The 14,405-nt window shown below is 60.6% G+C and carries 14 protein-coding genes; 8 read left to right on the top strand and 6 right to left on the bottom strand.

Annotated features, from left to right (window positions below; all coding sequences use genetic code 11):
* Positions 1–112 precede the first annotated feature (112 nt).
* Positions 113–970: a hypothetical protein gene (locus HF690_RS15015; protein ID WP_205300820.1), complete on the top strand. Its 858-nt coding sequence runs from the start codon at positions 113–115 to the stop codon at positions 968–970.
* A 107-nt stretch (positions 971–1,077) separates the two neighbouring features.
* Here the strand turns inward: HF690_RS15015 and HF690_RS09290 are convergent, their stop codons facing one another.
* Positions 1,078–1,290, bottom strand: coding sequence for a cold-shock protein (locus HF690_RS09290; RefSeq protein ID WP_113064783.1), 213 nt, complete (start codon positions 1,288–1,290; stop codon positions 1,078–1,080).
* Positions 1,291–1,856: 566 nt separating this feature from the next.
* Here HF690_RS09290 and HF690_RS09285 point away from each other — a divergent pair.
* From HF690_RS09285 to HF690_RS09270, 4 genes are all read left to right on the top strand, one after another.
* Positions 1,857–3,017, top strand: coding sequence for a PilT/PilU family type 4a pilus ATPase (locus tag HF690_RS09285; protein WP_168609235.1), 1,161 nt, complete (start codon positions 1,857–1,859; stop codon positions 3,015–3,017).
* A gap of 633 nt (positions 3,018–3,650) precedes the next feature.
* Positions 3,651–5,018 carry a hypothetical protein gene (locus HF690_RS09280; protein WP_168609234.1) on the top strand — a complete coding sequence of 456 codons (1,368 nt, stop codon included), beginning with the start codon at positions 3,651–3,653 and terminating at the stop codon, positions 5,016–5,018.
* A gap of 143 nt (positions 5,019–5,161) precedes the next feature.
* A complete protein-coding gene (locus tag HF690_RS09275; protein WP_168609233.1) occupies positions 5,162–5,938 on the top strand; it encodes a hypothetical protein in 777 nt (258 codons plus the stop codon).
* Between the two features lie 257 nt (positions 5,939–6,195).
* The gene (locus HF690_RS09270) at positions 6,196–6,663 is read left to right on the top strand and encodes a hypothetical protein (protein ID WP_168609232.1); all 468 of its coding nucleotides are present in this window, start codon (positions 6,196–6,198) and stop codon (positions 6,661–6,663) included.
* 140 nt (positions 6,664–6,803) lie between these two features.
* Here HF690_RS09270 and HF690_RS09265 read toward each other — a convergent pair whose 3' ends face one another.
* A complete protein-coding gene (locus tag HF690_RS09265) occupies positions 6,804–7,019 on the bottom strand; it encodes a hypothetical protein (RefSeq protein ID WP_168609231.1) in 216 nt (71 codons plus the stop codon).
* 290 nt (positions 7,020–7,309) lie between these two features.
* On the bottom strand, positions 7,310–7,540 hold the full coding sequence (locus HF690_RS09260) for a hypothetical protein (protein WP_113064778.1): 231 nt from the start codon (positions 7,538–7,540) through the stop codon (positions 7,310–7,312).
* Positions 7,541–7,721: 181 nt separating this feature from the next.
* Here HF690_RS09260 and HF690_RS09255 point away from each other — a divergent pair, with 181 nt between their 5' ends.
* Complete coding sequence (locus HF690_RS09255; RefSeq protein WP_168609230.1) at positions 7,722–8,108, top strand: fosfomycin resistance glutathione transferase; 387 nt, start codon at positions 7,722–7,724, stop codon at positions 8,106–8,108.
* 294 nt (positions 8,109–8,402) lie between these two features.
* Positions 8,403–9,266, top strand: a complete 864-nt coding sequence (locus HF690_RS09250) for a class I SAM-dependent methyltransferase (protein WP_168609229.1) — start codon at positions 8,403–8,405, stop codon at positions 9,264–9,266.
* 111 nt (positions 9,267–9,377) lie between these two features.
* Here HF690_RS09250 and HF690_RS09245 read toward each other — a convergent pair whose 3' ends face one another.
* Together HF690_RS09245 and HF690_RS09240 are read right to left on the bottom strand one after the other, a co-directional pair.
* Positions 9,378–9,590: a cold-shock protein gene (locus HF690_RS09245; RefSeq protein ID WP_113064776.1), complete on the bottom strand. Its 213-nt coding sequence runs from the start codon at positions 9,588–9,590 to the stop codon at positions 9,378–9,380.
* Between the two features lie 277 nt (positions 9,591–9,867).
* Positions 9,868–10,503, bottom strand: a complete 636-nt coding sequence (locus HF690_RS09240) for a DUF6348 family protein (protein WP_168609228.1) — start codon at positions 10,501–10,503, stop codon at positions 9,868–9,870.
* A 345-nt stretch (positions 10,504–10,848) separates the two neighbouring features.
* On the opposite strand from HF690_RS09240, the gene HF690_RS09235 reads away from it, so the two are divergent.
* On the top strand, positions 10,849–11,652 hold the full coding sequence (locus HF690_RS09235; RefSeq protein WP_168609227.1) for a hypothetical protein: 804 nt from the start codon (positions 10,849–10,851) through the stop codon (positions 11,650–11,652).
* A 111-nt stretch (positions 11,653–11,763) separates the two neighbouring features.
* On the opposite strand, the gene HF690_RS09230 is transcribed toward HF690_RS09235, so the two are convergent.
* Positions 11,764–14,307 carry an excinuclease ABC subunit UvrA gene (locus HF690_RS09230; protein WP_168609226.1) on the bottom strand — a complete coding sequence of 848 codons (2,544 nt, stop codon included), beginning with the start codon at positions 14,305–14,307 and terminating at the stop codon, positions 11,764–11,766.
* Positions 14,308–14,405: the final 98 nt, after the last annotated feature.

The following is a 14,405-nucleotide window of genomic DNA, read 5'->3' as shown; positions in this document are numbered from 1 at the left end:
CAAAATTAATCAGTTTTGAGTACTAGCGAAATAAAAGGTGCCAGGGACAATTTCTTCGAGCATTGGCACGGCTCAGAGCGACTGTTCGCGATCACACCACAGGGAAGTATCTATGCGCGTCAAATTCCACCCTCACCTCGGCGTCATGCTCCTGCTTCTGATGTCGATCGTGGTCTCGCTCTCCGGCTGTAGTCAGCAGGCGATGCTTGATGGATTCACCAGCAAGCCGGATAAGCAGACGGCGCTAGAGGCCATTCATGACCTGCAAACAGGTCATCTGGATACGCTTTTGCAGCGCTTCGACCCGACCGAGATCGGAGCGGACGCCCGGGCCAAGCTGAAGAAGATGGCGGATATGCTGCCCTCGGGCAAACCGCTGTCTCACAAGCTGGTTGGCGCCTGGCACATGAGCAAGCTCAACGGTGACAATGACGGGAAAACATCCCGACTGATCTACGAATACCAGTACCCCGGCCATGCCTGGGTGCTGATCACCGTCACGCAGCATGTCGACCAGCGCGGCCGCATGATCACGGGCATGTGGATCAACCCGCTTACCGATTCGGTGGAACACGCCAACTGTTTCACGCTGTACGGCAAGGGCCCGGGATACTTCGCGATGCTGGCCGCCGTCATCGGCGTTCCACTCCTCGTTCTCTACGCCCTGATTCGCTGCATCCGCACCCCGATGCGCCGGCGTAAATGGTTGTGGATCGTGTTCATCCTCTTCGGCGTGACGTCACTGTCCCTGAACTGGACCACTGGTGCCCTGCACTTCAACCTCCTCACCATCCAGCTGTTCGGCGCGGGGGCTCAAGCGCAGTTGTACAGCCCCTGGATTCTGAGCGTCGGACTGCCCGTGGGGGCCATCGTATTCCTGCTCAAACGTCGCAGCCTGATGCGTTCCGAGGAATCATCCACCACGGTGCAGGACGAAGCGGCACCGGATTCCGAGGCGACGGCCCAGTAGATGTTCGAGAAGAGCGGGACGGGAAAACAGCCCCGCCGCAAAGTGGCTGTTCGGACACAAAAAAAGCCCGGCACATGGCCGGGCTTTTTCTTGCATGACGGATCGGGTCAGAGAATCTGAACCTGATCGGCCTGCATGCCCTTGTCGCCCTTGACGGCCACGAAGGAGACCTTCTGGCCTTCCTGCAGGCTCTTGAAGCCCGAGGACTGGATCGAACGGAAGTGGACGAACAGGTCCTCACCGCCGTCTTCACGGCTGATGAAGCCAAAGCCCTTGGCATCGTTGAACCACTTGACGGTACCGGTTTCGGTCTGAGACATGATTTTGCTCCTTGGAACGGATGAAAAGCCGCTGTGCGGCAGGAAGCTGGTTGCAAGGAGGAAAAGGGTTCAACGATGTAGTGCAACTTGAATCTACAGCATCGGGCCACGATTCAGTGTGACCCTTGAAACTCAGCGCAGCCACTGTACGCGCTATTTCGCGGGGTAGCAATCAAATAAAGCGTCCGCCATCAAAAATGGCGAAAAAAATGGTGCTGGGGACAATGAGTTTCATTGGGCCCAAAAGCACAGAAGCGATGAAACAGTGCATCGATAACACCGCAGCCGTTGCCGCTCCTTGCCAAACGCTCTCGCCTCAGGCATCTGAAAAAGCGGAGAAACGGTGGCGGATACACCTGCATCCGTTTGAATTGGCCATGAAAAATGCACCGATCGCCGTCCCTGACACCATGAAGCCAGCGGTCGAGAGTGGGTCAACGTTCACCCGCAAGTGGTTGAAATCACTTCCTGATAGACGCGCCGAGTCGGCTTTTCTACGGGACTGCAGCGTGTCATCCTAGCGGGGAATCGACGTATCGTGGCAGCGACTCAAGGAGTCAGAGCACATGGGCATCGAGTTGACCGAATACCTGCACCTCATGGCGCAACGCCAGGCCTCCGACATCATCTTTTCGGCGGGAGCGCCACCGAGCATCAAGATTGACGGCGAAACCAGCTACCTCGGGAAGGATCCACTCGACCCGGCAGCGGTGCACGACATTGCCTACGCCATGATGAGCGAGAAGCAGCAACGCCAGTTCGAGCACGAAATGGAAATGAACCTGGCGCTGTCCCTCTCCGACATCGGACGCTACCGCATCAACATCTACCGCCAGCGCGGCCATGTCGCGGTGGCGGTGCGTTATATCAGCAACAACATCCCGGGCATCGAGGCACTGAACCTTCCGCCCATCCTGCACGACCTGATCATGCTGCAGAACGGCCTGGTGCTGATGGTCGGCGGCACCGGATCCGGCAAGTCGACCACGCTTGCGGCGATGATCGAATACCGCAACCGCAACCGCAGCGGGCATATCCTCACCGTCGAAGAACCGATCGAATACGAACATGTGCACCGCCGCTCGATCGTCGATCAGCGCGAAGTCGGACTGGATACGCTGAGCTACGCCAGCGCGCTCAAGAACGCCATGCGCGAGGCGCCGGACGTGATCATGATCGGCGAGATCCGCGACCGCGAGACCATGCAGGCGGCCATGGCCTATGCCGAGACCGGTCACCTGTGCCTGTCGACGCTGCATGCCAACAACGCCAACCAGGCGCTGGACCGCATCATCAATTTCTTCCCGGATTCGGCCCATCATCAGTTGTTCGTCGACCTGTCGCTGAACCTGAAGGGGGTGATCTCGCAACGCCTGCTGCGCGGCACCGACGGCAAACGCGTGCCGGCGGTGGAGATCCTGTTGTCGACGCCTTACGTGGCGTCACTGATCGAGAAAGGCGAACTGTCTTCGATCAAGGAGGCGATGAAGCAGAGCGGACAGCACGGCATGCTGACTTTCGATGACTCGTTGTACGAGTTGTACGCCAGTGGACGAATCAGCTATGCCGATGCGCTTTCCCATGCCGATTCACATACCGACCTGGCCTTGCGCGTGCGCCTGGAGGGACCGGCACCGACCGAAGGAGATCATGAACTGGACAACGTCGGTCTGCTGAGCGACGACGACGAAGAGACCATAACGGGGACAGGCACACCTCCGAACTAACGGGGTCGCCATTTCGCCTTCTCCGCCAATGGAACCCAAACGCCCGTCTCCCCATTGCCGGAATCGGTGCCACGTAGACATCGGCCCGCCTTTCGCTGCGTTTCATCGCGGCGCGAGGATCGCAGAAAAAGGGACGGAGGCGATGCATCACATCACCAACAAAGAATGAAACCTAGCGGCAGCACGGACGAAGCGATGCTGGATTTCGGGACTGCAGGCCCGTAGTTGTCAGAGGACCCGGCCATGTCGCCGAGCCATCTCCGTGCCGAAGCTCTCGTCCAAAACCAGCCCGACCGAAGCACCCCTGTGCATGATGCGGACTTCATCGCGAAAGCACCCTCAAGCCGATCGCTTTTGTAGGACAACTCCGACCACAGCCTCGGAAACGGCGGCAACGTCGTCGAATACACCCCTTCTTCCGCGCATCAGGGCACGCAGCTTCAGCTCCTGGCCCAAATCTAGTGCTTAGGAAGTAGGCGTTTCCCGATACCTGCATCGTCACCGCAGGCGAATACTCCCATGACATGGCCGCCGCCAATCAACGGTTGAACGCGGCATCTGGAAGAGAGACGAAGGACATCTGCTCCGGCGATATCGCCTTCGTCCTCCGAATACGTCAAGGAGACGCCTCCCATGCCATCGATCTTTTTCCCCGAACGATTCTTCGGCCGCGGCAACGACAACGGCGATTACTACGTACATCAGGTGACCGACCGCGAAGCCGGTATCGATGACATGTGGTGGTTCGGCGAACACGACACGCTGCAATGGGCACAGGTCTTCAAGGGTCGCTTCATTCCGGGAGAAGCGGCGGACGATCGCTGGGAAGGCACATTCATCGACGTCCCGAAGGGTCTGACCTGCAACCACGGTCCCCTGAACCTGGAAATGCGGCCGGTGTTTGCCGGCCCTCCCCTCGTTTCCATTCTGCGGCAATCGCGACCGTTCGGTCTTTCCGGACTGCGCACGATGCAAGTGAATGCGCCGGTGAACCGCTCTGTCGCGCGCGTCCAACCGGGTTTCGTCGGCTCGGGCCTGGAGAATCTGACCGGAGTCTGGATCGGCGACGATCACGGCACGTACTACATCCGCGAGGTATCGGGCACCGGCGAAATGGCCTGGGTCGGCGAGAACCCGGAGGCCGAGCCGCATTCCGACGAAGAGCCGGGACGACGCTGGGTCAACGTGTTCATGGGGCAGCGCGAGGGTCTTCGAATCCAGGGGGAATGGGCCGATGTGCCGAAAGGCGAAGTGAATCAGACCGGCGCACTCGATATGCAGATCGTCGATGAACGGCATATCCGCATCACCCACAAGACCGGCGGCTTCGGCGGAAACGCGTTCACCCGCCAGGACGACCTGCAGATCGAACTGCGCTGGATCTCGCTGGAAATCATCGATCAGCAGGAATGGTTCTTCGAGGCCGACGAACCCTACTTCATGGCGTTAATGGTCAAGATGGATGGATCCGTCGTCGATCATGCGGACCTGCCCGGGGCAAGCGCGCACATCGACGGCTTCGTGTCGCCGATGCTCGGCGACAACGTCGGTGTCCATTCCATCCCCAACCCCATCCCGACCAACGACCTGCCCTTCTACACGACAGGCATCCGCCCCATTCCACACGCCGATCTGGATGAAATGCGTACCGTGTTCGGCATCGCCGTGCGTGGCTGGGAAAAGGATTTCTCCAGCAACCGGTGGGTACAGGACCGTCTGGCGGACTGGCGCAACGTTGCCCAGGAACGGCTCGATCGTTCGCTTCGCGCGGACGGCGCCGTGCAGATGAGTCGCGATACCGGTGCGTGGCACGAAACCTTCTCGTGGAAGAACGAGGACGACAACTTCGGACTGGCCACGGTGGCGTTGTCGATGCGCGACATCCTCTCGCTGGCCGGCAGAACGCGCAATCTCAGCTTCGACCTGCGGGGCAGCGACGTTCACTATCGTGTCCGCGCCTCGCTGACCGTGCATGGGGCGCGGGGAAATTGTCGCCCCTGAGTTTTCGGACCGTCCCGAGGTCATCGCCTCGCAACGTCCGAACCCATGGATGCGGCATCGGCCCCATGGGGAAATCTGCGATGCAACGACTTTTCGTCTCGCCGTCCAGCGGGCGAATGACATCATCACGAAGGGAGTTCGTCATGACCGGTTCTCGATTTCTTGTTCGCTTGATGCCTGCAGTTGTCGCGCTGAGCGTACTGCCCAGCTGCATCCATCTCCCACCACTGGAACAGCGGCAGATCGTGATTCCGGCCAGCCAGACCGCCACGATAGAGGGATCCGTTCGGGATGAGCGTTTCGGTATCTGCTGGCCGTCATTGAACCGGACGCCGATTGTTTCCTATACATGGAACGAGTTCCTCAGAGAGGCTCATCTTTCCCCACCCGTGGTAACCGACTTGGCCAGCTACGTGGTTCGCGTCCATCGTGGACAGAGTTGTCACGAACGCTGGATGACCACATCCCAGGCAGCAGTGCAGTTCGACCTCTCCAGCGTGCCGCGCAATGCCGCAGTGGGTTCCGCATTGCTTGAGCTATCCGGCGGCTTGTCTCCCCTGGACCCGCCGATCGGCCGTGGAACCGCCGAGCAATGCAAGGTGATGTATATCGGTGAGGCCACCGAAGGATGGAGCGAAGGCATCTACTACAGCGGCGGTTCGCTCGGACCCCGCAGGTTCATCCCATCGCGGCCGGCGCGCCCGCACCCGGGGCCCAACGTTCACCCGCACCATGTGAATGTGACGCAAACAGTGAATGCGTGGCTGCACGGGACGCGACCGAACAATGGCTTCACGATCACGCCGGACATGACGCGAGCGCTGGCTGCATTCCACGCCACCGATCACGATGGCTTCATGTGCGATGCCGCGTTCAGCCACGCCACCCTGGTGCTGAATGTGCTGGTCCCGGCAGGCTGATGCACGAACGATGTCTTCGTCACCATTTCCGTGCCAGCAGGCGGAATCACGGGCGCAATGCGTTCCGGGAAAGCCTGATTTTCTCACCCAACCACCACATCAACGCATGCATTCGACAAAAAACTCCATGCAAAGCGTTCACCGCACCAGCAGCCGCAACAGATACGTTTACAGCGGTTCGATTTGCTCGCGAATAAGAAGATGACTTAACGCACAGGATGACATCAGGGGCACGGCACCTCGAGGAGACGGCAACGATGAAATCATCAAATGAAACACTCAAGAGGATCCTCGCCAAGCTTGGCGAAGGCCTGGTTATCGGCGTGGGCGTTGCCATCGTGATCGGCTTGTACACATCGATGAGCAACGCTACCGACGAGCTGAGGAGAGCGGATGAAAGGCTTCAGAAGCAGGTTCAGATCAACCAGATGCTGAAGAACCAGTTGGAAGCAAGTGCCGATCAAACGAATCAGGTCAACAAGCTGTTCGAGCAGGTAAACAAGACGGATAGAAATATTGCCAGTCTGGCCGAGCGCGTGAAGACGCTGGAAAGCTCACCACATTCCGACAAGAAAACTGCGCAAAGCCAAGCCAACTACGACTGGGACAAGTTCCACCCAGCGCCCCCGCCCCGGCTACCCATCTCCGCACTCGACTCCGCAACCAGATCCGCGCAACTCCAGTCCATTCAAAGCGCGATCAACGAACAAAAAGCGATCAAGTAAACGTCCGGAGCGGGACAGGCAGGCCACGTTGCGAATCATCCATGATGATTGCGCCAGCCAACAGAAAGGCGGACATCGCCCGCCTTTCTGTTGGAGGGTACAAAGGGCTACCGCTCCCGTCGCTGCAAAAATCCAGGCGATCAGTTCGTGGTAGTCGAGCACGTCCCCATGATTACGCACTGATTATTCAATGCCGGACAGGATTCATAGCCAACAGGACACTTCGGCAGACGTTGCACGGTGGCATTCTTGACGCTGTTTGCATTGGAGACCGTCATCGCCTGCGTAGTGAAAGCCGCTCCAGCAAAGATGATCGCAACGGCGAGTGCATGCACAATAAACTTTTGTTTTTTCATTGCACTGGAATCCTTAGCTATATAAGAACTGGATGTATATACGTCCATATACAAGAGTCGGATTACCGTCCTCCGTATCGAGCAAGACCGCATCCATGAACAGTCCTGCCCTGCCACACTTATCAAAAAAACTTGGACGGGCAATATGCCCCCCTGAAATGAGCGCCTCATCACCTATTGAAACGGATTTAGCTCGTCGATATCGGCGAATGTCGGAGGCGTGTCAGAGAGCGACTTCTGCACAGAGCAAAAGCCACGCCTCGATGCATGGACTGCACTGGACGCAGAGATCAGGGTCGCGCCAACTGCGCGCGCTCGACGTTATCTTGGTGTAACTCGTGCGTATATTGATCGTAGGGCATCCACGTCTGCGCCAGGCACTGATTGCGCTGGACGCTGTCGATCAACTTGAAACACTCATTGCGCTGCCAGGACTGCCCGCTCGCATACAACTGCTGGACCGTACAGCCGGTCAGTCCGGCCAACAGGCACGCGCCCATCAGCAAACCGATCGGTTTCATACCGTATCTCCGTCACCCCTCACACATCAGCTTGGCACGGTCCCGTCATGAAAAGAGTGGCCAGATTCATACTTTCCCCCAAAAAATGGAGATCGAAGAAATCACGCCGCAAGCCCGACCGGACGCATTGATCGCCGCGGCCAGAAAGGGCCGGAACCCTATCTTCAACTGACAGAAAAGCATGCACGCAATCCTTGGCATCAACCACGTCACGCTGGCGGTAGGCGACTTGGCGCGTTCGTTCCAGTTCTATGTCGAAGTCGTCGGATTGAAGCCGATGGCTCGATGGACGCGCGGTGCTTATCTGCTGGCCGGCAACGAGTGGATCTGCCTGTCGCAAGATGACCAAACGCGCGATGGCCCGCTTCCGGAATACACCCACCTCGCCTTCACGATCGACAAGCCATCCTTTCGCCGCTGCAGCGAACGCATTCAGGCATACGGCGCCGCACGCTGGAGGGACAATCGGAGCGAGGGGGATTCGCTCTATTTCCTCGATCCGGATGGTCACAAGCTGGAGATCCACGTCGGCGGCCTGGAGAGTCGCCTGGCGATGCTTAGAGAGTAGCCCTACGAAGGACTCCGCCTCTACACGCAGGAATCCTGAAAAGAACGCCGGACCACCGGCCGCAAGCACGGTTCGTTCGCCGCCCGGACATGGCTGACAGCCATGCACGAACGGTCTATTGCAACTTGTTGCCGGTCGCAGGATAACGAACACGCGGCCGTGTACCGATACGCGTACACATTGCACACGTCTGCGCATCGCACCCAGCCTTGCGCGCGATGATGTCTGCAGCCGCCGCCGGACCGTCGCTTGATCGCGACTCCGAAGGCACCTCCTGTCAGAGCGAGGACGGCGATGAACGACAGCAACAGCATCATTATCGAAGCCTGGAACACGATTCTGTTCGACAAGTTCGTCCGATTCAGGCATTTGCTCGTGGACGGCCTTTCGCAACACAGCGATGCCGCGCTGCAGAGGCATCCCTATCCGCAAGGCGCTCACGTACTGGACGTCGGTTGCGGCTTCGGCGACAGCACCCTACGCATTGCGCAGCGCGTGGGCCCCGCAGGGAGCGCGACCGGCGTGGATTGCGCCGAGAACTTCATCCGCGCAGCGCAACAGGATGCACAGGACAACGGCGTCCAGAACGCGAACTTCCAGATCCGCGACGTGGAGTGGGATGACCTGGGCGGCCCCTATGACCATGCCTTCGCACGCTTCGGCACGATGTTCTTCGCCATGCCGGGTGCGGCCATGCGCAACATCTGCAGGGCCTTGAAGCCGGGTGGCACCTTCACGCAGATCGTCTGGCGCAAGCGCGAGGACAACCCCTGGCTGCATGAAGCGGAACTGCACGTGAAGGCGATCGTTCCTGTCGTGTCGCACGAGGACACGGACCAGGTTCACTGCGGTCCCGGCCCCTTCTCGATGGCCGGCGCGGACATGGTCAGCGACATGCTGGGCGGCGCCGGATTCTCGAACATCACGCTGGAGCGTCACGACTGCGACATCTGCATCGGCCGCGATCTGGACGACGCCATCGCCTTCGCCATGGCGCTGGGGCCTGCAGGCGAGATCATTCGCCTCGCCGGCGAACAGGGCACGGCATGCACGGACGAGGTCGTCGCAGCGCTGCGTGAAACCTTCGCTTCTTATGCCCGGGACGACGGCGTGTGGGCCCCTTCAAGCACCTGGTTCATCCGCGCAACGGCCCACTGAAAACATGGTGCGTTCGGAAAGCCCTTTCAGACCTCCGCCGATCAAATCGAACACACAGGCACAAAAAAGCCCGGCACATGGCCGGGCTTTTTCTTCACAGGTTGAACAGGATCAGAGAACCTGAACCTGATCGGCCTGCAGGCCCTTCTGACCCTGCGTGACCACGAAGGAGACCTTCTGGCCTTCCTGCAGGCTCTTGAAGCCCGAGCCCTGGATCGAGCGGAAATGCACGAACAGGTCTTCACCGCCGTTTTCACGGCTGATGAAGCCAAAGCCCTTGGCGTCGTTGAACCACTTGACGGTACCGGTTTCGGTCTGAGACATCGTATGTACTCCTTGGAACGGAAGAAAAAAGCCGCTGCGCGGCAGGAAGCTGGTCGCAAGGAGGAAAAGGGTTCAACGATGTAGTGTGACTTGGATCTACAACATCGGGCCACGATTCACTGTGACCCTTGAAACTCAGCGGCGAAAGATTAAGCGCATGCGGCCCAAATAGCAATCGAAAAAATGGGTCCGTTCATATTCCGGGTGGAATCGACACCTCGTGCCTGGAACGTCGCGGCTGCCCCGCCCGCGATCTCATCTCCGGCACAGAGACCGTTCAGTAGTCGCATACATCCAGCACGATCACCTGATGCGCGCGATAGGCGTCGCGATCCGCCGGCCACTCGCATGCCGCCAACGCCTGTGTCCCGGCAGCCCACGGCGCATTGTCGAGCAGCGCCTCGCTGTGCGACGTCGACGCATCATCGTGCGCATGGAACAACCGCAGGACATGCTGGCCGGGGGACAATGCTTCACGCTCCACTGCGGCCTGGATGGCCGGTGCGACGCCATCGGGGATATCCGCCGAGGCGAGCGCACCACGCACCATCCACCGTCCCAGAAAGACATCCCATTCGCGCAACCCCAACTCCCAGCGAGCCAGACCCAGCGTGCGTTCGTCGGTGACATACCAGCAGGCAGCTAGCAACACCGGAAGCACGCCGGACTCGAACCGCGCCAGCGCATCGTTAAGACCGGCCTCGCCATCGCCCTCACCGGCAAGGCTCTCTTCGATGCGCCCTTCTTCCGACAGCGCCACATCGATATCCAGCCGCCCTTCATCGTGCCAGGTCGCACGAATCGCAGGCCAGCCATCCAGGCTCAGCAGCCAGCCCTCCTCGTCCGGCTCCAGCTCGATGTCGTGCCGGGCGAACAGTTCGAGCAGATGGCGTTGCAATGCATCGTCGTGCATGGGGATTCCGTGATCGTGCGGGCAGAGACGGCGGTCAGGGTGCACTGTTCCGGCACGGAAAAACAGGGGCGGCGTCTCTTTCGATCACCGCCTGGGCGAGCAGACCGTCCGACGATGCACACGAAAACGCTCTCGATGCGTGCATGCCGACGGCTTGGGGGAGCCATCGGCCATTGCCTTCCTGGACTACGCTGTATGCGCCTCGGCAAGGCTGTCACCCGGTCTCCGAGCGCACTCGCGGGAACAAGGACATTTCTCCGAAATCATTGACAATCCGCTCTTTTCTCGCGACAACTGCCCGGAAACGGAAAATCGACAGCCTCAGCACTCACCAAGGAAAGCGCCATGGACCGGAGCAACGACGGCAAGAAGAAGCCTTCCACCAGAGGCTTCGTGACCACATCCCAGGGCCGGCGCGTGAAAGTCGACGAGTTGGATATGGCGGTGCTGAACATCGGGCACGGCAATCACCCGATGACACCGGCACACCTGACCCGAAAAAATTCATCTTTCATGCGGCCGGTCTACAACGTCGACTACAAGGACGAACTGGCCACGAATCCACGCAGGAACAGTTCCGCGAAGATCTCGTACGAAGTCTATGGCGATGCCAATGCTCCGGACACGATTCGACGCTCCACAGGGCTTTCTCAATTCGACGAAATCCACGCGATCAACCCCTACGCCTACGACCCACTCACGACTGCGGGTTCGCTGCTGGCACCACAGGGTTCACTCCACGTAACCGGCACGAAAAGCAATCCTTTCGCCAAACCGATCACCAGTGACACCACCTCCCAGGCCAACATCGGCACACGCGAGCTGCCCAACAAAATCCCCGTGCAACGCCTCGCGCCCAGCAGCGCGGACCTCACGCACGTGAGTTCGACCGATCCAGGAACCATGCATCCAGTGCATCAACAGTTTCCGCATGAATTGTCGGGGGGACAGCAAATGAAGACGACGACATCGCAAACGCACACCTACCGCAAGAACACGACGAACTTCCACGACGTCACGCCATCCCAGGACAGCACGACGCGCAGGAATACCGCGCTCAATACAAGCATCTCAGCGCCCAGTGTGCAGACGAAAAAATCCAGTACACCGAAAAAGCGAGTTTCGTTCGCGCCGCTGCCGAAAAAATAAGCAAGGGCATGGGCACGGTAACAACGTGACTCGCGGCAAGTGGGAAAGAATAGGCATCCGCGTCCTGCACGAACAGGGACTCGAAAGCCATTCGTGCTCAGTGATGTTCCTTCATCGTCCATCTCGAAGCGCGCGCACCAGGTAACCAGCCGTCTTGCCGTGCGTGGAAGCGGCCACCTCTGCAGGCGTCCCCTGCACCACGACAGCGCCGCCTTCGTCGCCGGCCCCCGGCCCCATGTCGATGACCCAGTCGCAGTCCGCGATCACGCGCAGGTCGTGCTCGACCAGGAGAACCGTGTGCCCCGCGTCGACCAGACCCTGCAACTGCTGCATCAGGCGATCGACATCGGCTGGATGAAGTCCGGTCGTGGGTTCATCCAGCACGTACAGCGTGTGACCACGCGGTTTGCGCTGCAGCTCGGTGGCCAGCTTGATGCGCTGGGCCTCGCCGCCGGAGAGTTCGGTCGCCGGCTGCCCCAGCCGCAGGTAGCCCAGTCCCACCTGGCGCAGCGTCGACAAGGCGCGCGCCAGCGCCGGCACTTCATCGCCGAAGAATTCGGCGGCGGCATCCACCGTGAGATCCAGCACCTGGGCGATGTTCTTGTCGCGCCAGGTCACGGCCAGCGTGTCCTCGTTGTAACGCGCACCGTGGCAGGTCGGGCACGGCGCAAACACCGAAGGCAGGAACAGCAGCCCCACGGATACGAAGCCCTCTCCTTCGCAAGTGGAACAGCGCCCCTTGGCGACATTGAAAGAAAAGCGGCCGACGTTGTACTTGCGCCGACGTGCCTCGGGCGTGGCGGCAAACAGTTTGCGCACGTGATCGAACAAGCCGGTATACGTGGCCAGATTGGAGCGCGGCGTGCGGCCGATGGGACGCTGATCTACGACAACCTGACGCGTAACGATGTCCATGCCCGCGACCATCCGGCCTCCCGCGGGTGGCGGCATGTCGCCGGCGGCAAGTTCGTCGCTCTCGTCCGTCGCTTCCGCCTGCACGCCAAGGTGTGCACCGACCAGCTCCACCAGCGCCTGACTGACCAGACTGGATTTGCCAGCTCCGGAAACCCCGGTGACGACCGTCATCACACCCAGCGGAATACCTACGTCCAGATCCTGCACGTTGTTGCGTGTGATCGCTTCCAGCCGCAACCAGGCGACGGGTTCGCGTGGCGTGCGACGGGACGCCTCGCCGGCATCGAAGAGGTACCGGCGCGTGTGCGATGCATCGCAATCCTTCAGGCCCTCCGGCGGTCCGCTGTACAGCACCTCACCGCCCTGTTCGCCTGCGTCGGGGCCGATATCGACCAGCCAGTCGGCCGCACGAATCACGTCCAGCTCGTGCTCGACCACGAAGACCGAATTGCCACCGCTGCGCAACTTCGCCAGCGCACGCAACAGCGCCTCGGTGTCGGCCGGATGCAGGCCCGCCGAGGGTTCGTCCAGCACATAGACCACCCCAAACAGCTTGGCGCGTAGCTGCGTGGCCAGGCGCAACCGCTGCAACTCGCCGGGCGACAGCGTCGGCGTGCTGCGGTCCAGGGACAGATAGCCGAGACCCAGATCGTCCAGCGTGGCGATGCGTTCGCACAGATCCTGCACGATACGCCGGGCCACCAACTGTCTTTCCGGATGCGCCCCGGCATCGCCGTCCGCCGCGTTCTCGGCGGCACGCAGACGCTCGGCAAGCTGACGCATGGGCAACTGGGAAGCGGTCGAGATATCCATATCGGCAAACGTCACCGCCAACGCTTCGCGCCGCAGACGACCACCGCCGCAGGTCGGACACGGACGGGACACCAGGTAGCGGGCCACGCGCTTCTTGATGCTCTCGCTGGTCGCGGTCGCGAACGTGTGCATCACGTATTCGCGTGCGCTGACATAAGTGCCCTTGTAATTGCCGGCCTCGCCACGAGCGTAGGCAGCGCGCGCGTCCTCCGGCGCCGTGTCGCGGTACACCGGAACCACGGGCTGTTCCTTGGTGAACAGGATCCAGTCACGGTCGGCCTGCGGCAGATCACGCCACGGCGTATCCACGTCGTAACCCAGCGTGACCAGGATGTCGCGATAGTTCTTGCCCTGCCAGGCCGGCGGCCAGGCGGCAATGGCGCGATCACGGATGGTTCGCGACGGATCGGGCACCATCGACGCCTCGGTTGCATCGAAGACCTTGCCCAGACCATGGCAATCCGGGCAGGCGCCGGCTGGTGTGTTTGGCGAAAAGGCATCCGATTCCAGCAACGCCTGACCGGCGGGGTAATGGCCTGCGCGTGAGTAGAGCATGCGCAGCGCATTGGACAACGTGGTCAGACTGCCCACCGAGGACCGAGCGCTGCTGCCCCCGCGTCGCTGCTGCAGCGCCACCGCCGGCGGCAGCCCATCCACGGCATCGACATCCGGCACGCCGGCCTGCTCGATCAGCCGCCGCGCATACGGCGCGACCGATTCGAAGTAGCGCCGTTGCGCTTCCGCATACACGGTACCGAAGGCCAGCGACGACTTGCCGGAACCGGACACCCCGGTGAAGACCACCAGGGCATCGCGCGGCAGGTCCACGTCGACCTGCCGGAGGTTGTGCTCGCGAGCGCCGCGCACTCGTACGCAGCCGTTGTCGTCATCAAGCGCCTCGGATGGCGTCGAGGGGGCTACGGGCATGATCTGTCCCTGCTGGAAATCGGAGGGAACGGTATCAGGTTCACGTGAAGGTGTTCGAGCACACTGGGGGCGGACATTGCCGCTACGACCTTCCTTGC

This window comes from Oleiagrimonas citrea (assembly GCF_012395255.1).
GTDB lineage: Bacteria > Pseudomonadota > Gammaproteobacteria > Xanthomonadales > Rhodanobacteraceae > Oleiagrimonas > Oleiagrimonas citrea.
The sequence above is the reverse complement of the archived record's forward strand: the minus strand, read 5'-3'. Positions and strand labels throughout refer to the sequence as shown.

Excerpts from the sequence above, each read along its gene's own strand:
- HF690_RS09240 (WP_168609228.1), bottom strand. The coding sequence starts at position 10,503 with ATGCACGACGATGCATTGCAACGCCATCTGCTCGAACTGTTCGCCCGG.
- HF690_RS09270 (WP_168609232.1), top strand. The coding sequence starts at position 6,196 with ATGAAATCATCAAATGAAACACTCAAGAGGATCCTCGCCAAGCTTGGC.
- HF690_RS09265 (WP_168609231.1), bottom strand. The coding sequence starts at position 7,019 with ATGAAAAAACAAAAGTTTATTGTGCATGCACTCGCCGTTGCGATCATC.
- HF690_RS09290 (WP_113064783.1), bottom strand. The coding sequence starts at position 1,290 with ATGTCTCAGACCGAAACCGGTACCGTCAAGTGGTTCAACGATGCCAAG.
- HF690_RS09250 (WP_168609229.1), top strand. The coding sequence starts at position 8,403 with ATGAACGACAGCAACAGCATCATTATCGAAGCCTGGAACACGATTCTG.
- HF690_RS09230 (WP_168609226.1), bottom strand. The coding sequence starts at position 14,307 with ATGCCCGTAGCCCCCTCGACGCCATCCGAGGCGCTTGATGACGACAAC.
- HF690_RS15015 (WP_205300820.1), top strand. The coding sequence starts at position 113 with ATGCGCGTCAAATTCCACCCTCACCTCGGCGTCATGCTCCTGCTTCTG.
- HF690_RS09255 (WP_168609230.1), top strand. The coding sequence starts at position 7,722 with ATGCACGCAATCCTTGGCATCAACCACGTCACGCTGGCGGTAGGCGAC.
- HF690_RS09285 (WP_168609235.1), top strand. The coding sequence starts at position 1,857 with ATGGGCATCGAGTTGACCGAATACCTGCACCTCATGGCGCAACGCCAG.
- HF690_RS09275 (WP_168609233.1), top strand. The coding sequence starts at position 5,162 with ATGACCGGTTCTCGATTTCTTGTTCGCTTGATGCCTGCAGTTGTCGCG.
- HF690_RS09235 (WP_168609227.1), top strand. The coding sequence starts at position 10,849 with ATGGACCGGAGCAACGACGGCAAGAAGAAGCCTTCCACCAGAGGCTTC.
- HF690_RS09280 (WP_168609234.1), top strand. The coding sequence starts at position 3,651 with ATGCCATCGATCTTTTTCCCCGAACGATTCTTCGGCCGCGGCAACGAC.
- HF690_RS09260 (WP_113064778.1), bottom strand. The coding sequence starts at position 7,540 with ATGAAACCGATCGGTTTGCTGATGGGCGCGTGCCTGTTGGCCGGACTG.
- HF690_RS09245 (WP_113064776.1), bottom strand. The coding sequence starts at position 9,590 with ATGTCTCAGACCGAAACCGGTACCGTCAAGTGGTTCAACGACGCCAAG.